The 22,190-nt window shown below is 63.0% G+C and carries 18 protein-coding genes and 2 pseudogenes; 7 read left to right on the forward strand and 13 right to left on the reverse strand.

Features of this window, described 5'->3' with window-relative positions:
• Nucleotides 1-108: 108 nt before the first annotated feature.
• Entirely contained in the window at nt 109-1,014 is a 906-nt protein-coding gene (locus tag P0D89_RS04690; protein WP_408362978.1) for a LysR family transcriptional regulator, read from the reverse strand.
• 231 nt (nt 1,015-1,245) lie between these two features.
• Between P0D89_RS04690 and P0D89_RS04695 the strand changes: the two genes are divergently transcribed.
• Nucleotides 1,246-2,364 carry a hypothetical protein gene (locus P0D89_RS04695; RefSeq protein WP_408362980.1) on the forward strand — a complete coding sequence of 373 codons (1,119 nt, stop codon included), beginning with the start codon at nt 1,246-1,248 and terminating at the stop codon, nt 2,362-2,364.
• A gap of 108 nt (nt 2,365-2,472) precedes the next feature.
• On the opposite strand, the gene aroQ is transcribed toward P0D89_RS04695, so the two are convergent.
• Genes aroQ through P0D89_RS04710 form a run of 3 tightly spaced genes read right to left on the reverse strand, consistent with a single transcriptional unit; the run spans nt 2,473 to nt 5,474 of the window.
• Nucleotides 2,473-2,910: a type II 3-dehydroquinate dehydratase gene (gene aroQ, locus P0D89_RS04700; RefSeq protein ID WP_408362982.1), complete on the reverse strand. Its 438-nt coding sequence runs from the start codon at nt 2,908-2,910 to the stop codon at nt 2,473-2,475.
• 45 nt (nt 2,911-2,955) lie between these two features.
• Nucleotides 2,956-4,023, reverse strand: coding sequence for a Gfo/Idh/MocA family protein (locus P0D89_RS04705; protein ID WP_408362984.1), 1,068 nt, complete (start codon nt 4,021-4,023; stop codon nt 2,956-2,958).
• Nucleotides 4,024-4,067: 44 nt separating this feature from the next.
• Nucleotides 4,068-5,474 (reverse strand): MFS transporter, encoded by a 1,407-nt coding sequence (locus P0D89_RS04710; protein ID WP_408362986.1) that lies wholly within the window; start codon nt 5,472-5,474, stop codon nt 4,068-4,070.
• A gap of 352 nt (nt 5,475-5,826) precedes the next feature.
• Between P0D89_RS04710 and P0D89_RS04715 the strand changes: the two genes are divergently transcribed.
• Together P0D89_RS04715 and P0D89_RS04720 are read left to right on the forward strand one after the other, a co-directional pair.
• Nucleotides 5,827-6,783 carry a LysR family transcriptional regulator gene (locus tag P0D89_RS04715; protein WP_408362988.1) on the forward strand — a complete coding sequence of 319 codons (957 nt, stop codon included), beginning with the start codon at nt 5,827-5,829 and terminating at the stop codon, nt 6,781-6,783.
• A 242-nt stretch (nt 6,784-7,025) separates the two neighbouring features.
• Entirely contained in the window at nt 7,026-8,549 is a 1,524-nt protein-coding gene (locus tag P0D89_RS04720) for a CoA-acylating methylmalonate-semialdehyde dehydrogenase (RefSeq protein WP_408362989.1), read from the forward strand.
• Nucleotides 8,550-8,647: 98 nt separating this feature from the next.
• On the opposite strand, the gene P0D89_RS04725 is transcribed toward P0D89_RS04720, so the two are convergent.
• The 4 genes from P0D89_RS04725 to P0D89_RS04740 form a co-directional block, all read right to left on the reverse strand.
• A complete protein-coding gene (locus P0D89_RS04725) occupies nt 8,648-10,009 on the reverse strand; it encodes an MFS transporter (RefSeq protein WP_408362991.1) in 1,362 nt (453 codons plus the stop codon).
• A 64-nt stretch (nt 10,010-10,073) separates the two neighbouring features.
• Nucleotides 10,074-10,637, reverse strand: a complete 564-nt coding sequence (locus P0D89_RS04730; protein ID WP_408362993.1) for an isochorismatase family protein — start codon at nt 10,635-10,637, stop codon at nt 10,074-10,076.
• A 16-nt stretch (nt 10,638-10,653) separates the two neighbouring features.
• The gene (locus tag P0D89_RS04735) at nt 10,654-11,106 is read right to left on the reverse strand and encodes a MarR family winged helix-turn-helix transcriptional regulator (RefSeq protein WP_408362995.1); all 453 of its coding nucleotides are present in this window, start codon (nt 11,104-11,106) and stop codon (nt 10,654-10,656) included.
• 118 nt (nt 11,107-11,224) lie between these two features.
• The gene (locus P0D89_RS04740; RefSeq protein ID WP_408362997.1) at nt 11,225-11,872 is read right to left on the reverse strand and encodes a VTT domain-containing protein; all 648 of its coding nucleotides are present in this window, start codon (nt 11,870-11,872) and stop codon (nt 11,225-11,227) included.
• 185 nt (nt 11,873-12,057) lie between these two features.
• Here P0D89_RS04740 and P0D89_RS04745 point away from each other — a divergent pair, with 185 nt between their 5' ends.
• Entirely contained in the window at nt 12,058-12,585 is a 528-nt protein-coding gene (locus P0D89_RS04745; RefSeq protein WP_408362999.1) for a GNAT family N-acetyltransferase, read from the forward strand.
• A gap of 165 nt (nt 12,586-12,750) precedes the next feature.
• On the opposite strand, the gene P0D89_RS04750 is transcribed toward P0D89_RS04745, so the two are convergent.
• Both P0D89_RS04750 and P0D89_RS04755 read right to left on the reverse strand, forming a co-directional pair.
• On the reverse strand, nt 12,751-13,812 hold the full coding sequence (locus P0D89_RS04750) for an alkene reductase (protein ID WP_408363001.1): 1,062 nt from the start codon (nt 13,810-13,812) through the stop codon (nt 12,751-12,753).
• An 83-nt stretch (nt 13,813-13,895) separates the two neighbouring features.
• Nucleotides 13,896-14,198: an ArsR/SmtB family transcription factor gene (locus tag P0D89_RS04755; protein WP_408363003.1), complete on the reverse strand. Its 303-nt coding sequence runs from the start codon at nt 14,196-14,198 to the stop codon at nt 13,896-13,898.
• A gap of 990 nt (nt 14,199-15,188) precedes the next feature.
• Between P0D89_RS04755 and P0D89_RS04760 the strand changes: the two genes are divergently transcribed.
• Nucleotides 15,189-15,575, forward strand: a complete 387-nt coding sequence (locus P0D89_RS04760; RefSeq protein WP_408376205.1) for a radical SAM protein — start codon at nt 15,189-15,191, stop codon at nt 15,573-15,575.
• Nucleotides 15,542-16,159, forward strand: a complete 618-nt coding sequence (locus tag P0D89_RS04765) for a GmrSD restriction endonuclease domain-containing protein (protein WP_408376206.1) — start codon at nt 15,542-15,544, stop codon at nt 16,157-16,159. Before P0D89_RS04760 ends, P0D89_RS04765 begins: the two co-directional genes overlap by 34 nt.
• Nucleotides 16,160-16,682: 523 nt before the next feature.
• Here the strand turns inward: P0D89_RS04765 and P0D89_RS04770 are convergent.
• The 3 genes and pseudogenes from P0D89_RS04770 to P0D89_RS04780 all read right to left on the reverse strand — a co-directional run.
• Nucleotides 16,683-18,167 (reverse strand): tyrosine-type recombinase/integrase, encoded by a 1,485-nt coding sequence (locus P0D89_RS04770; protein WP_408376207.1) that lies wholly within the window; start codon nt 18,165-18,167, stop codon nt 16,683-16,685.
• A complete protein-coding gene (locus P0D89_RS04775; RefSeq protein ID WP_408376208.1) occupies nt 18,164-19,111 on the reverse strand; it encodes a DNA-binding protein in 948 nt (315 codons plus the stop codon). The genes P0D89_RS04770 and P0D89_RS04775 overlap by 4 nt, the downstream gene beginning before the upstream one ends.
• A 466-nt stretch (nt 19,112-19,577) precedes the next feature.
• A pseudogene (locus tag P0D89_RS04780) lies at nt 19,578-20,061 on the reverse strand (alpha/beta fold hydrolase); the annotation flags it as partial.
• Nucleotides 20,062-20,558: 497 nt separating this feature from the next.
• On the opposite strand from P0D89_RS04780, the pseudogene P0D89_RS04785 reads away from it, so the two are divergent.
• Nucleotides 20,559-21,834 (forward strand): annotated as a pseudogene (locus P0D89_RS04785) (IS5 family transposase); the annotation flags it as partial.
• Nucleotides 21,835-22,190 lie beyond the last annotated feature (356 nt).

Here is a 22,190-nt window from a genome sequence, read left to right on the forward strand (position 1 = left end):
GCCGATTATAGAATTCAGTCAGCACTCGGGCGTTTAGCTAAGCTAACTCATAGATTCAGCGATACTGAATGCAGGTCGCAGTGCATCGCCGCGCATGGAGTCACATACTCAACGCCGCCACGGCGGCAGCGGCCTGAACCTGTTCTGCAAGTACTGCATGAAATGCCGCGTGCGCGCCGGCAGACCCGCGCGCTGATGCGTGAGCGCCATCACATTGGCGTCCGGAGTCTTCCATCCCGGCAGCAAACGCACCAGCCGCCCCTTCGCGATGTCATCGGCCACGTCCCATTCGGAGCGCAGGATCATGCCGCGGCCTTCGCAGGCCCACTGGCGGATCACGTCGCCGTCGTTGCAGCTCAGGCGGGCGGACACGCGCACGCTGCGGCGCGTGCGCCCCTTGCTGAACTGCCAGAGCGACACATCTTCGTTGTTCTCGCGCAGCACGATACAAGGCAGCCGGCTCAACGCGTCCGGCGACTCCGGCGCGCCCAGTCGTTTGAGCAGGGCAGGCGCCGCGCAGACGAAGCGGGCATTCGGCGCGATCGTGTAGCCGACCAGATTCGATAGCGGCAGCTCGCCGATATGCACGACGATATCGAATCGATCCATCGTCTCGGTCAAAGGCCGGTCCGATAGCGTGAGGGCGACGTCGATATCCGGGTTCTGTTGCTGGAAGTCGCCGATCACGGGCGCAAGGTGGCGTCGGCCGAATCCCAACGGCGCGTTGATTTTCAGCGTGCCGACGAGGCCGCTGCGGCGCATCTGCAAGTCTTCGAACAACGCGTCGAACTGCTCGACGAGTTCGGCGCCCCGTTCGCACAGCAGCATGCCTTCGTCGGTGAAGTGCAGGCGGCGCGCGCTGCGGTTCACCAGTTGCGCGCCCAGCTTCTTTTCCAGCTGCTGAAGGCGCTGTGTGATCGCCGACGGCGACAGCCCCAGTTTGCGCGCCGCGGCGATCAGGCTGCCACTTTCGCGGAGGGTCAACAGGAACCGGATATCGGCCGAATCGTTCATGTCAGCGACGTGTGAGTGCGGGAGTCTGGCAGCATAATGCGTTTGGCTGCGCTGTTCCATTGCCGCGCGCCGCGTGCCCGGCGCGAATGCGGCCCGGCATCGCAGGGTAAAGTGATGTTTCCGTAACGCAGCCGACAGCTTGAACCGCTAAAGTATCCGCCGCCATAGCGTGGCTCGGGCAGCGCCCGCTTTCCATCGAATCGTTGTCGCTTACATTTGAAGAGACGTCCCATGCCGTTGTCACAAGAGCCCTCAGGTGGTCTGTCAGGTGTCGCTGGCGAGTCAACCGCCAGGCCGAACGATGCTGCGCGCAAAAGTCCCCTGAAACAGGCGGTATTTCTGCATACCGGCTGGCGCAGCGCAGGAACCTGGGTCTGGTCGCGGCTGCGCGATCTCGACACGGTAACCGGTTTTTATGAACCGCTCAGCAACGTGCTCGCCGAACTGAGCCTCGCCGATGTCGCTGCGTCGCGTCCCACGCTGACCTCGGGCCATCCGCCGCTCGCCGCGCCGTACTTCGACGAGTACCGGCCGTTCCTTCAGAAAGACGCGCGCGGAGTCGCGGGCTACAGCAAGCGCTTTAGCGTCGATCGTTTTGCCAGCGTGCCGGACGCGGAATTCCCGGCGTTGCAGGCCTATTTGCGCAATCTATGCGAGCGCACGGTCGAACAGCACCGCGTGCCGGTGTTCAAGTTCTGTCGCTCATCGGGCCGCCTGCCTTGGTTGAAAGCCGCGTTTGCGCATGCAATGCACGTGGGCGTGCTGCGCAATCCCGCGTCGCAGTTCGCGTCGGGGTGGCTGCTCAGTCAGCAATGGAGCAATCCGTTTTTCGTCGCCGCGCCGTTTCGCGTGCTGGGTCTGAATCAGTCGGACCCGCTGGTCAGGCAGGCGCTCGACGTTTGCGGCGTGAGCTTGCTGCCGGTGGCGTCGATGTCGGACGACGCCTATGCGATGGCGTGCGAGCAATTTGCGCGTACGGCGGAGGGTAATAACGCGTATCGGGCATTCATCGCGTTGTGGATTCTGTGCGCGCTGCGGATCGCGGAAGGTGTCGATCTGCTGGTCGACATCGACAGGCTCGGGCAGTCGCGCGACTACGCGGCCGGCTTGGGCGCTGCGTTCGAGACGCTAAGCGGCTTGTCGCCCGACTTCGGCAGCGCCCGCGACCTGGTCGAAGAAACGCGGCGCAGCGCGCCGCGCATGGCCGGGATCGATGGACGCGCGATGCGCACCGTGCATTCCGCCGCGCTCAAATTCCTGAAGGCGCAGAGCGGTGTCGACGCGGGTCTCGTCGGTGTGGTCCGCGAGAAGATGGTACTGGCCAACGAACTGACCGAACAATGGCGCTGAGGGTGGCAGGTGGACGCGCCGCGCCGGCCGAGCGTGTGCAACATGCGCTTTATAACGCGCCGCTTGCGGTCACGGCCACCGCACGCGGCGTCACGCATGCGCGGTACTCTACGCAGCCGCCGACACGGCGGCCCGCAGCCCGAGCAGATAACTATCGACGCCGAAGCCGCAAATCTGTCCTTTGACGATCTCCGCGAACACCGATTGATGCCGGAACGCTTCCCGCGCATGAATGTTCGACATGTGGATCTCGACCACCGGCACCACCAGAATCGCCAGCGCATCGCGAATTCCGTAGCTGTAATGCGTCCATGCGCCGGCATTGATCAATACGCCGTCGACGTTATCGGTGAAAGCCTGGTGAATGCGCTCGCACATGTCGGCTTCACTGTTGGTCTGAAAACTCTCCACCTTGACGCCCAGTTCGTTGCCCAGCGCCTGGAGTTTGCTATCGATCTCGGCCAGCGTGATGGTGCCGTATTGCGCCGGATCGCGTTTGCCGAACATATTGTGGTTGATGCCGTGCAGCATCACGAACGTTTTCATTGAGCATCCCTGAAGAATGAATTGAACAGTGCAAGACTCATGGATTCAGTGAGCCGACGCGGTGGCAGGCATCGTGTCGACGACCGACCCCGCGTTGGCGGCTTCGACGATCGCCTCGGTGATACGCAGATTCTGCAAGCCGTCGCGGGCACTGACGAGCGGCTGGGCTTCGCGCCGAATCACGCGCCCGAAGTGTTCGAGTTGAAGCTTGAGCGGATCGTCGCGAGTCAGCGCCGCTACGCTCTCGTCGAACGGCTTCCACCACGAACGGTCCTCGGCTTTGGCATAGGTTTTCAGGCGCATCGTCGGCACCGAGAGCGAGCCGAACGTGCCCGCGATCACGTAGCAATCTTCGTCCGGATAGGTCGGGTAGGCCTTGTTTTCCTGCGACGTCTGCTCCCAGCTGCGCGCGCACGCGGCGGTGTCCGACACCATGAAGCTGCCGAGCGCGCCGTTTGCGAAACGCAGATTGATCGCCACCGTGTCCTCGACTGGAAAGCCGCGTGTCGCATGCGATGAAAAAGCCTGCACGGCGACGATATCGCCGCACAGCATGCGCAGGTTGTGCACCTCGTGAATCATGTTCAGCAGAATCGGCCCGCCGCCTGGCTTGCGCCGCCATTCGGCGTCGGCGAAATACTGGTCCGGTTTGAAAAACACCGCGCTGCCCATCACCGCGACCAGTTTGCCGAGCCGGCCCTCGTCGATCAGCTGCCGCGCGCGCGCCATGATCGGACTGTGCGCGCGGTGGTGGCCGATCAGCAAGGGCACGCCGCTGCGCTCCACTGCGGCGACGAGCGTTTCTGCTTCGTCGACGGTCGGCGCGATCGGCTTTTCGAGCAGTGCCGGCACGCCGGCCGCGAGGCAGGTCGACGCATGCTCCGCATGGAGCTGGTTCGGGGTCGCGAGGATCACGCCATCGGGGCGATCCCGTTCGAGCAGTTCGTCGAGCGTCCGGTAGATCGGCACGCCGGCCTCGGCGGCGAGCGCCTCGGCTGCCGGCGACGGGTCGACGATCGCCGACAGCGCGCACGTGCCGCTCTGTTGCGCGACGGCCATGTGAGCGCGGCCGATGTAGCCCGCGCCGGCTACGGCGATCCGGATTCTGTCCATGAAGCGTGTCCTCGTTAGCGGCGATGAGCGGCGTCAGTCAGTGCTTACGCGACGGCTTTTTTTGCCTGGGCCATCGTCTCGGCGCGCAGCGCTTCGTAGCTGTGCTTGTCGATCGGCACCGCGTTGGGTTGGCCCAGATCGCTCAGCTTGACGCGGTAGTTCTCGCGTGCGCTCCATGCCGTCACCGCCGCGATCACCGTGATGCCGAACGTGATCGCGCCGATGGTGAGCGGGATGTTGTTCGATCCGGGCGGCGCGACGTAGGCGAACAGCGCCGGCAGGAGCGCGGTGATCGTGGTGCCGATGTTCTGGCCGATCGCCATCGCGGAGACCCGCGAGCGGGTCGGGAACAGCTCCGGATAGAAGCTCGGGAAGATCGCGTTATAGCCCTGGTAGACGATGCCCCACATGAGGATCGACATGACGATCGCGAGCGGCACGTTCCTGATACTGATCGCGTAGAGGTAGCCGAACGACAGCAGCCCCGCGCCGAGTGCGCCGACGATGATCGGCAGACGCCGGCCGATGCGGTCCGACAGATTGCCCACGTACGGAATCACCAGCACCGCGACGATGTTGCCGATCACGGGAATCCACAGATAGACGCTCTTCGAAAAGCCGACGCCGTACGACGCCTGTACCGCATACGCCGCGCCGAAGATCGTGGCGACCACCGGAATCACATTCATCAGCGAGCAGCCGACCACGCGCAGCATATCCCCCCAGTTGTAGCGGAAGGCTTCGACGATCGGTGACTTCGGCACATCGCCGCTGGCGTCTTCCTTCTCGAACGCGGGCGTTTCGTGCACTTCGCGGCGAATGTAGTAGCCGGCGATCAGCACGACCGCGCTGAGCAGGAACGGAATGCGCCAGCCCCATGAGTTGAACGTGCTTTCATTCATGAAGTAGGCGAGCGGCAGGAACACGGCCGCGGCGAGAATCTGGCCGGCCTGCACGCCTTGCAGCGTGAAGCTCGCGTAATAGCCGCGTCGTCCGAATGGCGCGTGTTCGAGAATCATCGAACTCGCGCCCGAGATTTCACCGGCGACCGCGAAGCCCTGAATCAGACGCAGGATTACCAGCAGTGTCGGCGCGAGCAGCCCGACGGAATGGTAGGTGGGCAGAAAACCGACCGCCATCGTGGAGAAGCCCATCAGGAACATGCACACGAGCAACACGTTCTTGCGGCCGTGGGTGTCGCCCCAATGGCCGAGCACGACCGCGCCGATCGGCCGCGCGACGTAACCGACGCCATAGGTTGCGAGCGATGCGATGATCGCGATCCTCGGGTTGCCCGATGGAAAGAACAACTGCGGGAAGATAAGCGCGGCCGCCTGAGCGTAGATGAAGAAATCGTAGTACTCGAGCGCCGAGCCGATCCAGCCGCTGGCGGTTGCTTTGCGAGCCTGCGAGCGGTGCTCGTGGGTGCCCGCCGATGCGTTCGTTTCCATATCGTCTCCTGAACAGAAGTGTTTTCTATCAGCTTTCTATGGCCGACTCATTTGCGTACTGAAACCAAAACTATGCAAGCCAGGACTTTCCTGGACTGGCGCGACCTGCGGTGACCTTCAGTGACCTGCGGTGACCTTCAGTGACCTTCAGTGACTTTCGGTGACCTTCAGTGACACGAGGCGGGCGGTCCGTCGGGTTGCCGCAATGCGGCATCCACTTCAAACGCAGGTCGGCGCCCAGGGTTAACTAGCATCCCAGTGTCCCGGACATCCCACCAGGTCTGCCCTGGCTTGCCCGAGCCATTCGTTACAGCTAGGGTAATGTGCTTCCGCACCGACACAATGCGACCAGATGGAAAATCAGAATGCGCTCACAGCCAGCAATGAATCTTTCCTGCGCGATCTCCAGTTGTTCTGCAACATCGCGCGGCGCGGCAGCTTCGTTGCGGCGTCGACCGAAATGGGTTTGTCCCCCTCGCATGTGAGCAAGCGGATCGCGATGCTCGAGGCCGGTCTCGGCGTCAAGCTGTTTCAGCGCACCACGCGCCGCGTCAGCGTGACGAGCGACGGCGAAGCCGCCTTGCAATGGGCGCAGAAAATACTGGACGACGTGCAGGGCATGGCCGACGCGTTCGCCGACCGTCGCACGGAGCTGCGCGGTTTGCTGCGCATCAGCACGAGTCTGCGGCTCGGGCGCAAACACGTGTCGCCGATTCTCGCGATGCTGCGCGAGCGTCATCCGAATCTCGAGATCTGGTTGGAGTTGTTGGACCGGCGCGCGGATCTGGTCGGCGAGAACTTCGACATCGACGTACGCGTGGGCGAAGTGCAGGAGCCGCATCTGATCGCGCACAAGATGGTGGAGAGCACGCGGATTCTCTGCGCGTCGCCGGCCTACCTCGAACGGCGTGGCGTGCCGGCCGATCTGAGCGACCTGACGCAGCACGACTGCCTGTTGTTTCGCGGACGCGACGATCGCTTCGGCGTCTGGCGGCTGAGCGGGCCGAATGGCGAAAAGAGCGTGAAGGTGACCGGCACGGTCGCGTCGAATCTGAGCGACATCGTCGTGCAGTGGGCCAAGGACGGTTACGGGGTGGTGATGGTGTCGATCTGGGACGTGGCCGAAAGCCTGCGCGCCGGCGAACTGGTGCGGGTGTTGCCCGACTATCATCAGTCCGCCGATGTGTGGGCGGTGACGGCGGAACGGCTGTCGTCGTCGGCGCGAATCCAGGTCTGCATCGAGTTCCTCAGGGAGCAGTTGACATGCGGGCGGTATGCGCTGGTGACGCGGGGCGTGGGTGGGTTTTGAGCGGACGTCGCCTCGACACCCACGCTCCAATACAGTTGCCACGCAGAAAACAATACAGTGAGGCGCGGTTCTGTTGCGCTGTATCGGGAATATGACGGGCACCGTCGATACAGTTGGGCGAGTCCCGATTGAGCCCGGCCGGCAAGCGGAGCGCCGCTCGCAGGCCGTCCGACATGGTCCGATCTTTTTTGCCCGCGCCCGGTGGCGATGCACCGCGGCCTTCTCCGAACACGAGGTAAGTCATGAACGCAGTGAACGAACAAGCGAAGCTGTCGGTGCAGCAGTTGGGCCATTACATCGGCGGCGCCACGGTCGCGCCGACGAGCGGCCGCTTCAAGGACGTCTTCAACCCGGCGACCGGCGAAGTGACCGGCTCCGTGGCGATGGCATCGGTCGAGGAAGTGGATGCGGCCGTCAACGCAGCGAGAGCCGCGTTTCCCGCATGGAGCGAGACCGCGCCGCTCAAGCGCGCGCGCATTCTGTTCAAGTTCAAGGAGTTGCTGAACCAGCATCACGACGAACTCGCGATGCTGATCACGCGCGAACACGGCAAGGTGTTCACGGACGCGCAAGGCGAGGTGGTGCGCGGCATCGAAGTGGTCGAGTTCGCGTGCGGCATACCGAACCTGTTGAAGACCGATTTCACCGACCAGATCGGCGGCGGCATCGACAACTGGAACCTGCGCCAGCCGCTCGGTGTGGTCGCCGGCATCACGCCGTTCAATTTCCCGGTGATGGTGCCGATGTGGATGTTCCCGGTCGCGCTCGCCTGTGGCAATACGTTCGTGCTGAAACCGTCGGAGCGCGATCCTTCGGCGTCGCTGCGGATCGCTGAGTTGCTGAAGGAAGCCGGACTGCCTGACGGCGTGTTCAACGTCGTGAATGGCGACAAGGTGGCCGTGGATGCGCTGATCGAACACCCCGACGTCGCAGCGTTGTCGTTCGTGGGCTCCACGCCGATCGCCGAATACATTCACACGGAGGCATCGAAGCACGGCAAGCGTGTGCAGGCGTTGGGCGGCGCGAAGAATCATCTGGTGGTGATGCCGGATGCCGATCTCGACCAGGCGGTCGATGCATTGATCGGCGCGGCCTACGGTTCGGCGGGCGAACGTTGCATGGCGATCTCGGTGGCGGTGGCGGTCGGCAATGTCGCCGATCAGCTGATCGACAGGCTGGTGCCGCGCGTCAAGGCGCTCGTCATCAAGAACGGCGAGCATCTCGACGCCGAGATGGGACCGTTGGTTACCGCCGAACATAAGGCCAAGGTGGCAGGCTATATCGCGTCGGGCGAGGCGGAAGGCGCGAAGCTGATCGTCGATGGCCGCGCGCACCCGGTGGCGGGCGAAGCGGGCTTCTTCGTCGGCGGTACGCTGTTCGACCATGTCGGCACGCAGATGAAGATCTACAAGGAAGAGATCTTCGGCCCGGTGCTCGCGGTGGTGCGCGTGCCCGACTTCGCGAGCGCCGTCCAGTTGATCAACGCGCACGAGTTCGGCAACGGCGTGTCGCTCTTCACTTCCGATGGCGGGGTCGCGCGCGCGTTCGGGCGGCAGATCCAGGTGGGCATGGTCGGCATCAACGTGCCGATTCCGGTGCCGATGGCATGGCACTCGTTCGGCGGCTGGAAGCGTTCGCTGTTCGGCGATCACCATGCATACGGCGAAGAGGGCGTGCGCTTCTATACGCGCTACAAGAGCATCATGCAGCGCTGGCCGGACAGCATCGCGAAGGGCGCCGAGTTCACGATGCCGGTGGCGAAGTAAGTCAGCGCGGCAGCACTGCCGCCGCCGTTGCAAATGAAAAGCCGCGCCTGAATTTCAGGCGCGGCTTTTTTGTCGCGGCGGTAAAGGTGCTCCGACGTTCAGACGCTTGATGAAGTGTCTTCTTCCGCTTCATTCAACGCGGCGTTGCGGACCGCGGCAACGGGACCGACGTAGGACGTAGCCGCAGACGAAGTAGCGGCAGCCGGCCGTGGGTCGTCGATGCTGTAACGCAGCCGTCGACCCTCGACATACACGCGCAACTGGCGGTATTTCATCAGATAAAGCAAGCCGACCAGCGCCGCCGCGAAGCCCGATGCGGCGCCCACGCCGAGCGCCCAGCGCGGGCCGAACCGGTCCGCCACCCAGCCGACCACGGGCGCGCCGAGCGGCGTGCCGCCCAGCGCGATTGCCAGCAGGATCGCGATCACGCGGCCGCGCATCGCGGGTTCGGTCGAGAGTTGCACGAGGCTGTTGGTGGACGTGGTGAAGGTTTGCGTACATACACCGATCACCACGAGCATCATGCCGAACAGCAGGTAGTTCGGCATCACCGCCGCCAGCGCGCAACCCACGCCGAAGATCGCTGCCGCGCCGAGCAGCAGCGCCATCCGGGGTCTCGCGCGGCGCGCGGCGAGCAACGCGCCCGTCACCGAGCCGATCGCCATCGTCGAACTCAACACGCCGTACTGACTTGCGCCCGCATGAAACGCAGTGACCGACATCGTCGAGATGAAGATCGGGAAGTTCAGTCCGAACGTGCCGATCAGGAACAGCATCAGCAGTGCCGCCTTCAGATCGGGACGCGTCCACACATACTTGAAGCCTTCCACGAAGCTGCCGCGTTGGCGTATGGCGCGGGGCTTCTGATGCAATTCGCCGAGCCGCAGCATGCGCAGCGAACCGAGCACGGCGACGAACGAAAGCGCGTTGATCAGAAACACCCAGCCGGTGCCCACCGACGCGATCAGCAGGCCCGCCACCGCGGGCCCGATCATGCGCGCGGCGTTGAACGAGGTGGAATTCAGCCCGACCGCGTTTGCCAGATCGTGTTCGCCGACCAGATCGGACACGAAGGTCTGGCGCGTGGGGGAATCGAAAGCGGTGACGCAGCCGAGTAGTCCCGCGAATACATAGACCTGCCAGAGCTGCACGAGTCCGGTCACGGTGAGAAGACCGAGGGCCAGCGCCAGCGAGCCCATTGCCGCCTGTGTGGCGAACAGCAGCTTGCGCCGGTCGAAGTGATCGGCCGCATAGCCGGTGAGCGGCAGCAACAGCATTTGCGGACCGAATTGCAGCGACATCACGATACCCACGGCGGTCGCATTGTGACGCGTCAGCTCCGTCAGTACGAGCCAGTCTTGCGCCGTGCGCTGCATCCACGTACCGACGTTGGAGACGATCGCGCCGCTCGCCCAGACCCGGTAGTTGAAGTTTCGCAGCGAACGGAATGTGGCTGTCACCGGAAGATTCCCCTTTGAAGCGAGCGCGCCGCGTGTGAACCCATGCGCCCGCTCGTGCGCATCGTTATGCGCGCGTGCTTTCGAGCAGATCGAGCACTTCCTGCGTCGTGCCGGTTTCGCCGAGGCGCGGGAAGATGCGCGTGATGCTGTTGGTGTGCGCGTCCGCATTCAGGTCGGTCATCGAGTCGACGACGAGCGTGACGTTCAGTCCGAGTTCGCTTGCGTAACGTGCGGTGGATTCGACGCCGATGCTGGTTGCAATGCCCGCCAGCACCACCTGCGTGACGCCTTGCTCGCGCAGATACGCTTCGAGATCCGTATTCGTGAACGCGCCCCAGGTACGCTTGGTGACCAGATGGTCCGACGGCTGCTGCTTCAGTTCGGGCAGGAGGTCCGCGAAGCCGGCGGGGAAGTCGCCGGTGTGGCGGCCCTGGTCCGTGCGGCCCGGTGCGCCCGCGGCGACGTTGACGAGCACCACGGGCAGCCCGTGGCGACGGAACGCGTCGAGCAGCGTGACCGAGCGTTGGACGATTTCGCTCGACGGATGAACGGTGGGCAGCGCGACGATGCCGCGCTGCAAATCGATGACGACCAGCGCGGTCTTTGCATCGAGAGTGGTGAGTGCCATGGTGTGCTCCTGCGAGTTACGAGTCGATCAGGCGTTTGAGCAAGTCGACGCCAATTGCGAGCTGTTTCTGCTCGGCCGCCGAAAAGCGGGTCTGAATGGTGCGAAATAGCCAGTCTTCGCGCGCGGTTCGGCTCGCCTTGATCTTTCTGCGGAAGGCTGGGGTGAGGGAGAGAACCGTCTGCCGGCCGTCGTTCGGGTCGGGTGCGCCGCTGACGAATCCGGCGGCTTTCAGAGCCGAAAGCGTTTCGCCCATGGACTGCGGGCGCATGCCCTGAGCGCGGGCGAGCGACGTGACCGTGGCCGGACCTTCGCGCTCCAGCAGAGCGAGAACCTGCATCTGCGAAGGCGTGAAGTCGCCCACGTTGGACTCTTCGCGCAGACGGCGGCGCAGCTTGACGCCCAACACACGCAGATCTTCCGCCAATGCGTGGAGCGCATCGGCTGCGGCCGGGGTGTCGTTCTTGCTCATGCGATGACTGGATACGAAGGCTACCTGTGAAGGTTACCTTCATATCTGTGCGGGGTCAAGCTGACCACGCCGGTATGGTCATCGCGCCCCGGACAGCGAGTGGAGGATGCCGGCGCTTTCAGTCCGCGCGCGGGCGCCGCTGGTACAGGCGCCACAGCGCGCCGCACAGCAGCATCGCGCCGCCGAGCAGGATGCCCAGCAGCACGAGCGAACTCATGTGCTCGCGCACGACCGGCACATTGCCGAACAGGAAGCCGGCGGTCATCAGCGACACGACCCACAGCGCCGCACCGGCGCTGACCAGCCACACATAACGCGAGAACGTCATGCGCGAGACGCCCGCGACGAACGGCGCGAACGTGCGCACCACGGCGATGTACGGCGACAGCAGAAAGGTCAGGCCGCCGCGCGCCTCGCTGAACGCGTGCGCTTTACGCAGCGCATGCTTGTTCAGCCAGCGATAGTCGCCGGTATAGACTTTTTCGCCGACCGCGCGGCCGAGCCCATAACCGACTATGCTGCCGGTCACCGTCGCGACGAACAGCACGGGCGCCACGATCCACGCATTCAGCGCGCCGGTGGCCGCGAGTGCGCCGCAAATGAAGATCAGCGGATCGCCGGGCAGGAAGAACAGCGGCAGAAACCCATACTCGACGAACACGACGACAAACAGCAGCGCGTACACGCCGGTGCCGAATTGTTCGATCAGGGTGATCAGGTGCTGATCGAGGTGCAGGGCGATCTGGAATAGATTCAGGAGGTCCATGTTTGGCCGAGGGGCGATCCGATGTCTGGAGTGTAGTCCTGTAGGCGCGCGCGCAGTGGCTTTATGCCTGTTTCGCGCTTGTCGCACTTGTCTATTCGTCGGCCGGGATGCCAATATCGGGGAATGTCTTCGGCCAATGGCGGCCAGCACACGGCCGCCGCCAGTCAGCGCGCAACCAGGACCCCATGCAACACACAGCCACTGTTACCTTCCGTTTTGCGTTGGCGCACGAAGCGGACGCGATTCGTGCGATCGAATTCGAAGCAGGCCAGCGTTTCGTCAGCGTAGGCATGGCCGGCATTGCCGATGCTCCGCCGATGGCGCGAGATCTCGTCGAGCGTAAGATCGCCGCGCGCGAGATCATGGTCGCCGTGGACGCCGATGCCACGTGCGCCGGCTTCGTGATGTTCGAGCCGCAGCCCGCGCGCATCTATGTTCAGGAACTCGACGTGCTGACTTCGCATGCGGGACGGCGCATCGGCGCGGCGCTGATCGAACAGGTCGCGCAACTCGCGCGCGCGCGGCAACTGCCGCAGCTCATCCTGTCGACGTATCGCGATGTGCCGTGGAATGCGCCGTATTACCGGCGGCTTGGGTTTCGCGATATCGCGCAAGCCGAACTCGACGCGGAGCTGATCGCTCGGCGCGACGCGCATATCGCGCGAGGACTCGACGAATCGAAGCGCGTTTTCATGCGGCGTGATCTTGAATGACGTGCGGGTTTTTCGGCATGCAAAAGAAAACGCGGCGGACGTGACCGACATATCGTTCAGTCACACCCGCCGCGTGTTTTACAGCGCATTCACCGCTAGCGACCGCTGTTCATGCGCCGTCTCGATGCGTCGCCGCATTGCCGCATTGTCCGGCAGCGCGCCTGCTTATTCGACCGTTTCCAGCGTCGGATAGTCGACGTAGCCGGTTTCGCCGCGCGCATAGTAAGTCGCCGGATTCGGCTTGTTCAGTGGCGCATTCGTCGCGAAGCGGCGCACCAGATCCGGATTCGCGATGAACAGCTGACCCCATGCCACCGCGTCCGCTTCACCCGCGTCGAGCACCTGTTGCGCGGTTTCCCTGGTGAATTTTTCGTTCGCGATGTACGGGCCGCCGAATGCTTTCTTCAGTTGCGGACCGAGGCGATCGTCGCCGAGCGATTCGCGTGCGGCGATGAATGCGATCTTGCGCTTGCCGAGTTCGCGGGCCACATAGCCGAACGTGCCGGCCGGGTCCGAATCGCCCATGGCATGCGAGTCGCGGCGCGGTGCGAGATGCACGCCGACACGGTTCGCGCCCCACACGTCGATACAGGCGTCGGTGATTTCGAGCAGCAGACGCGCGCGGTTTTCGATCGGGCCGCCGTACGCATCGGTGCGCGTGTTGGTGCTGTCCTGCAGGAACTGATCAAGCAGATAGCCGTTCGCGCCGTGCACTTCGACACCGTCGAAACCTGCGGCCTTCGCGTTTTCCGCGCCTTTGCGGAACGCTTCGACCACGCCGGCGATTTCTTCGAGTTCCAGCGCACGCGGCGTCACGTACGGACGTTCCGGACGCACCAGGCTCACGTGGCCCTTTGCCGCGATCGCGCTCGGCGCGACCGGCAATTCGCCGTTCAGGAACAGCGGGTCCGAAATGCGGCCGACGTGCCAAAGCTGCAGGAAGATCTTGCCACCGGCTGCGTGTACGGCGTTCGTGACGAGCTTCCAGCCTTCGACCTGCTCCTGCGACCAGATGCCCGGCGTTTCCGCATAACCGACACCTTGCGGCGTGACCGAAGTGGCTTCGCTGATGATCAGACCGGCCGTTGCACGCTCAGCGTAATAGCGCGCCATCAGCGCGTTCGGCACGCGGATTTCTTCGGCGCGCTGACGCGTCAGCGGCGCCATGATGATGCGGTTCGACAACGTGATGTCACCAATTTGGAGCGGATCGAAAAGAGTCGGCATAAGTGTTCACCTTTGGCGGCGGGCGCGGCCCGAGCCTGAAAAAAATGCGTGATGAAAGAAGCGCGGCGACGCGAATGACGCGTTCAGAGCCTTGCGTTCATATGTTCGAGGAACGCCTGGATGACGGGCTCGTTGCGTTTGAAAAACACCCATTGGCCGACCCGCTTCGACGTGACGAGCCCCGCGCGCTGCAATGCCGCGAGGTGCGCCGACACGGTGGACTGCGACAGCCCGCAGCGCGCGTCGATCTTGCCCGCGCAGACGCCGTAATCGAGCGGCAACTCCTGATCGGCAAAATGCGCGTGCGGTTCCCGCAGCCAGCCGAGAATCTCCCGGCGGACCGGGTTGGCAAGCGCTTTGTGAATCGCGTCGATATCGGGCTTCATTGGGTTGGCTTCAAGGTATTCCACAACAGGCAGGCGGGACGCCGGCTGGCGTCGACGCATCTGCATCGCTACAGAACGAATCATATATCGGAATTAGACGATATGCGCGAAGGCACTACTGGCAATGGGGGTGATAGGTGTCGGCGCACAATATAGTTTGTACTTTTTTGTTTGGCACAGAAATGCACAAAAGAGATTGTGTTTCTTGTTTTGCATCATGGAAAATAGGATGCAACGTACTGATTCGTATAGGATTTTGTTGTCAATCTAATATCTCTTGCAAGATGAGAGTTGTGGCCGCATATGCTAGCTAGATTTATTTATAAACTTCGGATTACTGAATGTATGTTTGCACTTCTCCGGCGGCGCAAAGGGCTCCGTTAATCTTTCGATTTGCTTTCGATGTTGGGCAATGCTGCATGCGTCGGCCGTCTCGTCGACTTCTCGGTCGAACTGGAAAGACGGCGTTCTTTCATGAGCCGCTAAGACGGAGGCGAACAGGCGTATCTGCGATGAACGTCAGTCGAGCGGTGCCTGCGAATATTGAGTTGTTCAATCGAAGGGGCCTGCAAATCGGCCATAGCGGTCGTTGGTCCCTCAACGTGTCAGCGGCTGGTATAGGTACTCCTGCTGACGATAGTCGGCCAGTCGGGGCGAACGACAGCGTTGACTGTCATCAAGCGGCAATCGATGCGCACCTGATCGAGTCAGCATCACGCTTGCCCGCTACTGGTGGCGATACCGTGGATAGCATCCATACAGCCAGTAGTGACAGGTGGACGGGTGTGAGACAAAGTCAACGCTGCGACGGTCGACAACCCGAATCTCGTATGCATCTTGCATTGCCAGTTGCTCCTTGCGTCAGCGGCCGGTTGACGACCGTGACGGATTAATTGACGGTGCAAGCTTGGTCGCACCCACGTCGGGCGGTATGATTTCGGCCTAAGGAAGGATCGAGCAAGCGAAATCTAAAACTCTCTAAAACTAGATATGAAGTCCAGAAGTGGACCGGATGGCGTGCATATCTTCGATAGGCGCACAGGTCTAAATATCCTGTTCGATGAGGTTTCTGTCGACCAGCCAAAGTGGGCGACCGCTCCGCGCCAGGTCTCAGTCGCGCTCACAAACCTCTGTGATCTCAATTGCAGCTATTGCTACGCACCAAAACATCGAGCTGCTTTGGCGACGGAGAAGGTTTTAAGCTGGCTGGAGGAACTCGACTCTGAGGGATGCCTCGGCGTAGGATTCGGCGGCGGCGAGCCAACTCTGCATCCAGATTTTCCGGAAACACCTACGACAACATCAGGGACTTGGTCTTTGATATCGCAAAGGAACTGCGCGACTTGGATTTGCACGATCTGCGGACCAAGCTGGTGACACGAATGGATTCTGAACGAGACAAGCTGTCTGCACTGGCCAACGTGTCGTACGACAATGTGAAGCGTCAGAACCTGCTTCATATTTTGGCGCGGCTTGCGGACTATCTTGAAAAAGCGGTGGACCAGACTAGTAAGGTTGGCTTCGCCGACTTTGTCGATCGAACGCGGGATTCGCGCACATTCGATGTTGAACACATGATTGCTCACAATATGGCAGAAGCGAATTCGGACATAACGACAGCGGGAGGGCAGCCGTTCGGCTCCTCGTCTGAGTTCGCCGCTGCGCGGAATGGCGTTGGTGGATTGATCCTCTTGCCGCGCGGGCGAAATAGGTCGATGCGGGCGATGGCTTACAGTGAGAAACTTCAGCGCTACTCCAATGAAAACATCTTGGCTCAAACGCTTACGGCTTCGTTCTATTTGAATCAGCCGAATTGGGCGCGGTTCTCTGCAGAGACTGGGATCACTTCGCAAGCAGAGCCGTCTGCTGATGCGGCGGCTCTTAGGCGCCGGGCGGAGTTTTATCTGGCCGTAGCGAGCAAGATTTGGTCGAAGGAGAACCTCGAACGGCTGTTTCAATAGCCCGCGCGCTGGTTCGTCGCTGGCATGTCGCTTTGTGGCGTGCCGGGGCCACAGCAATGGATAGCCCACTGACGCGGGCTATCCATTGCTAGGTTTTGCCGGCATTGTCTAGGGCGTTGGAGCAAAGTGCGAAGCGATACCAGAATCTTTGGCCACAATTCCGGTGGGTAGTACTGGGTCGAACCGGTGACCCCTGTCGCGTAAAGGACCGGATGCAGTTGGCGCAAAGGTGCCCAGTCAATGGCTGCTGTAGTGTCAGGGGAACCGCCGTTGCTGCCGACTTATGTCCAAGGACGGAAACGGAGCGAGAGTATGCATCGGCTGACAGCGAACGCGACATTCGCGGTTGTGGAGATCCGAATGGCAGGAAGGCGCCCTGAAGCTGCCTCATAAAATCTTGAGGCCTAATGTCGGCAACATGGCCGATGAGCCGCCAAAGCGGCAACGCAGGGAAACTGCAAACCAACGACGATTTGCCTTGAACGCGGAGGCGGGCAGGCAATTTCGTCTTAATCATCGGTGGCTACTTTGGTTGCGGGAAACTCCCCTCGACAAACGCACGCGCCTCGGCCTGTCCGGTGCGCGCATAGGCGGCCGTCGTCTGTACCGAGGCGTGCCCCAGCAGCGCCTGGGCGACCGGTAACGGCACGCCATGGTCGACCACCAGCGTGCGGGCATAGCCGTGACGCAGCCAGTGCGTGGAGGCCGTTTCCAGGGCCGCGCGCATCGCTGTGTCCTCCATCGGCACGCGTGTCGCAGCCAGTGCGAATAATGCCCGGACCTCGTCGTAGAGGCCGCTTGGCCCCAGCGCCCGGCCGCGCTCACTGTGGATCAGCGGCAGGCGTTCGCCCGGGTCAGGATCGGCCGGTAGTCCGACGGCACGCCGGTACCCACGCAACGCAGGCAGACACGCGGTGGGCAGCGGGATCGCGCGACGTCTGTTTCCCTTGCCCAGTACGTGCAGGGTCCACTGGCGGGCCCCGTCGACTTCAACATGCGGCAGCGCCAGTGCCTCATCCCAGACCAGCTCCGCGAGCCGCACGCCGGCGAAGCGGTAGAGCGCCCAGATCGCGCCGCGCCGCGTCCAGACGGTGGACGGGACATCCGCCGGCGCGTCACCGGTGGCGATGGCATCGCAGTGCGCGAGTGCGGCGGCCGGCAGGAACCGCGCCGGCGTCCACGTCATCCGCGCGCGTCGGCCAGCCGCCAGCCCCTCGGCCGGATTGACCGTCAGATAGCCGGTGCGGTGCCACCACGCGAACAGGCTCGAGACCGCGGCCAGCGCGCGTGAGACGGTTGCAGGCGCTGCACGTCGGACGTTCCCTGCGGTGTCGCCATGCGGTGCTTGCAGGGCTTCGCGCCAGGCCATCAGGTCCTGCCGCGTGAGGTCGGAGAAGGGGCCGAGCCCCTCGCGTGCGCACCAGGCCGCGAGCCGCCGCAGTTCCGTCACATAGGCGCGCAGCGTGTGCGGGGAGTGCGACGCGCGTTCGCGCAGGAACAGTTTGGCCGCCTGCGCGTCGTCGGCGACCCCCAGCGTGTTGGTGAGCGGCACCGGATTCGCGAAGCGTCCGGCGCGCGCGAGCCACGCCGGTTCCACCCCGGCGGGCAGCGGCGCGAGGTCCGGGTTCACGGGCCCGGCGCGCGTGGCGGGTGCGCCTTCGTGCGCCCCGTCTGGCGCTGCGGCACGGAAGCGCCGGCGGTGCTGCCGCAGGGTGCGCTCGAGCACCGTCGACGCGGACGGCGCCGCCGCTTCCGGCACGACGCGCAGCCGCCCGCGCTCCCAGTACTCGATGGCGGTGTCCTGCTCGAGCAGCAGCGCGAACACGGCGGGGTGCTCGCGCTTCGCGTCGGACAGGGACGGGCAGCCGCGCTTGAGCGTCGCGAGCGTCCAGCGGGTATAGAGCGGGTGCCCGAGCGCGTGGGCCAGGTAGCCGAGCGCCGTGTCGACGGAGTCAGGCAGACGCTGCGGCGGCCGGCAGCCGGTGTCGAGCCAGTCGGACGGGTTCATCGCGCTTTCCTCCCTGAGGCCGGCGTCTGGCCGGCGCGCACGTCAGGGCGGCCGGAGCGGCGGGTGGCAGCGGCGGCTCCTTTCGCGGTCGCGGTGCCCACCAGCGCGAGCGTCTGGCGTTGCTGTTCGATCACTGTCAAGAGCGCGGCCGCTTCGGCCGCGGCCTGCTGGTGTGCGTTGCGCTGTTCCGCCAGTTCGGTCAGCAGTCGCTCGCGCAGGGCCTCCAGCGCGCCCACGCGCTCGGCCGCACGGGCGATGTCGGCCTCGAGGCGGTGCCGCTCAGTGTGGAACGTCTCGCGCTGGTGCGCGGTTTCCCGCAGCAGCTGTCTGGAGAGGCCTTCGTAGCGGGCACGCTCGGCCGTGAACTGCGCGGCATGGTGGCGTGCCGCATCAGCGGCCGCCGTCGCCACGGTTTCAAGCTGTGTTTCCAGTCGCTTCAGGGTGTCTTCGTGGGCGGCGGTGCGGGTCGCGCCCGCCTGGCATTCCGCACGGGCGAGCGTGAGTTCCGCGTCCCGCGCGCCGAGCTGGGCCCGCACGTCGGCCAGTTCGGCGCGGAGCAGTTCGACCCGCAGTTCTTCGTTGCGCAGCGCATCGAGCGCCGCCTGCGCCGTCGCTTCGGTCTCGTGCCGCAGCCGCACGATGCCGTCCAGTTGCGTGGCGACGGCCGTTTCCCACAGCGTGCGCATCTGTGCGGCGACCTCGGGCGGTACGTTCGGCACGGCGAAGCCGGTCAATCCCGCCTGCACGATCTCCGCCTCGATGACATTGAGGTGGCGTGACAGGGTGGCGGGGTCGCCGGCCCCGAGGCGCGCGCGCAGCTTGCGGACGGAAACAATCTTGCGGAAGCGGGCGTCGGACGCCGGCGCGGTGTCGCCGGCCTCGGCCAGCATCGCGAGCACGGTCGTGCGGATCGCATCGGGGGTGACAGCGGCGGGGCGGGCCATGATGGTACTCCAGCGCGCCGGGGCGACGGACAGGTCCGTTGCACGGGGCGCAGGGCGGGCTTTCCAGTGTGGATTACGCACAGCCCTAACGCAAGACAACCCGATTTCGCGCGATTAAAAAGAGGGCTGCCGCGATAAACGCCCTTATCACGGCGAACCGGGACTTAAAGCCGGCGCCCAGGCAAAGGCTGCCGCCATCAGAAAATCCGAGACGGCATGGAGAAACGGCAGCCCGATCGCGACGAAGTCCGGCGTACCCACGATCACCGCTCGCACCGCAGCGTGGGGCAAATCGACCTAAAATAAGAAGCGTGAAAGCAGCAACGAGAGAAAATACGGCAATAGAAGAGATCTCATCGAGCGTAGAGACCGCGATGTGGCAACGGTCGTCATATTCTACGCGCGGCATGGAGCAGACGGAGCGGAACAGGATCAGTAACCCAAGCTGGGGCGAGGTCGATTCATCTCAACCTTTCCAGGTGTCCAGAAAATCAAGCAATAGGGTGTTGACCCGTTCTGGCCGCTCTTCTTGCGGTAGATGCCCGCACTGTGCAATGGGCTCCGCGCGCGCAGATGAGTGGCCATTCCCTCCCAAACCGCTTTCATGTCAAACATTCCACCTACCGCATAGAAATCTTCGCCCCAGATGGCCATGGTCGGGCAAGCGATTTTAGTATCCGCGTCGGCGAGATCCTGGTTGATATCCTCGGCATTCGCCCGATAGTCGGACATCGCTCCGCGCACGGCGCCCGGATGCTTGTAGGCCCTGACATAGGTGTCGAAGTCGGTGCTTCGATCGCGTGCGGGTTGTAGCACCAATCGGCGAAGAAATGATGAGGCCACTCCGCTTCCTTACCATTGATCAAAGTCTCCAGCAGGTCCGGGACGAGATGAAACAGAAAGAACCAGTAAGCACGTGCAGTCTGCGCGTTCATGTTCTGCGCAACGACGCCAGGGCAGTCGCGAAGCGCTTTCGTCGTCTTGAAGGTGACTTGGGCGATGGCGATGGGCGCGATGGGGGCGTTGCTGTTTCGTTGGAGTTCGGCGTCACGATGGTGCTTCTGTCAACGCGCAGAGCTCTCGAAATCGCGCAACCCCACTAAAGTTTTGCAGAGTACCAGATGATCAATCTCGGAGTGAGCGCGCAACGCCAGACGTTTGATGCATCGCCTGACATGCCTCTCCTTCGGGTAATACGCGACCTTGCCGGTTCAGTACTACAGCCCTAACGAATTACGGCGGTGCATGTTGATCGGCGCTTCCCTAGATATGCCTCGGACAACATAGTCGCCCCTTCAGAACCGCACGGAGCCAGCGCCAGCGAGTGATAGGAAGAAGTTCGAGAGTTATCGAACTCCCAGAAACAATATCGATCTGATTTTCTTTCTGGGAGTTTGCGAGCCACGCCGATGAGCACACCGGTTTTTTTCGCAGCCGTTTGGACGCAATGATTGATCTTCGTCATCCGCTCGCGGTGCTGGCCACACGAATTCCGTGGGCTTCCATCGAAGCAGCGCTGGCGCCGGTGTTTGAGCGGCGTGCTCGCGAGGGCCGCCTCAGTGAAGACGTCGATCTGTTCGGTGTTGTGCCGTAGCTAGCGGGTATGGGCGTGAGCTCGGCCGGGCGTCCTCGGTTGCCGTCTCGCCTAATGGTCGGTCTGCTCTACCTGAAGCACGCGTATAACGAGAGCGACGAGTCGGTGTGCGAGCGTTGGGCTGAGAACAACTATTGGCAGTACTTTTTCGGCGAAGAGTACTTTCAACCGCGTCCGCCGTGCGATCCGACCAACCTGGTACGTTTTCGTCAAGCATTGGGCGAAGCGGGCGTCGAAGAATTGCTGGCGACGACGATCGCGGCTGCGGTGCAGATGAAGGCCGTTGCACCGGTCGAATTAGAGCGCGTGATCGTCGATACGACGGTACAGGAGAAGGCGATTGCGTAGTCGTCTGCTGGAGGTGGCACGGGCCAAACTCGTGCAGTTGGCGCAACATGCCGGCCTGGCACTGAAGCAGACATGTGAACGCGAAGGCAAAAGCCTACGTCGTCGGGCCGGTGGCTATGCGCATGCCAAACAATTCAAGCGCCTGCGCCGCGTGCTCAAACGCCAGCGCACTGTGCTGGGACGGTTGCTGCGCGACATCGAGCGTAAATTGCCGGGCGCCACGTGTGAACGAAAGGCCCAGCTGCGCGTCTGGCTTGAGCGAGCCTGGCGCATCTGCCGTCAGCGGCCCAAGGATAAGGGCAAGCTCTCCGCGCTACACGCTCCGGAAGTCGAATGCATCGGTAAGGGAAAAGCCCGACAGCCGTACGAGTTCGGTGTCAAGGTCAGTCTCGCGATTACGGAGAAGCAAGGGTTGATCATCGGTGCGCGGGCATTCCCCGGCAACTCTTACGATGGGCGCACGCTGGCCGAGCAACTCGAACAGAGTTCCATTCTGTTGCAGGACCTGCCCGGTACACCGAAGCCGAAGACCGTGTTGGTCGATCTCGAGTTTCGCGGCGTCGACCCCGAGGTATCGTCAGTAGACCTGATTCATCGTGGCAAGCACAAGACGCTGACCAGCACGCAGCGACGCTGGCTCAAGCGACGGCAGGCGATCGAACCGATCATCGGCCATGTGAAGCACGACCACGGGATGCAGCGTTGCCGGCTCAAAGGGCAAACTGGCGATGCGCTACACGCGGTGCTGTGTGCTGCTGGCTACAACCTGCGCTGGTTGCTGTGCGCAATCGTCCGCCTGGGCTGAGGCCTGTATTTTTTATCCTCGCGTGGCTGCATTGGCGCGTCAATGTCACGTCGCATCCATTGCCTCTGCATCGCGATCACTTCCGACCGGCGGACTTCTCCTCACCCGACAGACCGCACCCTCGGCTTCGCTCGTCACGCAAAAATGAATTTTGCAGGTCCGACTACATAAACATGCAATGTCTCGGCCGACCAGAAAGTTATATCTTGTTTCTGTGGACGCTTGATCAAAGCGTCGGGATGGCTGGCCGAAAAAGCTCGTATTACCGCCTCCGAAGATACCGTCTGCGTGGATGGTATGGTGGGCAATCGAATGCGCGGCGGTAGTCATAT

Origin of the sequence: Paraburkholderia sp. RL18-085-BIA-A (genome assembly GCF_046027075.1) — a bacterium.
In the GTDB taxonomy this organism is placed as follows: domain Bacteria; phylum Pseudomonadota; class Gammaproteobacteria; order Burkholderiales; family Burkholderiaceae; genus Paraburkholderia.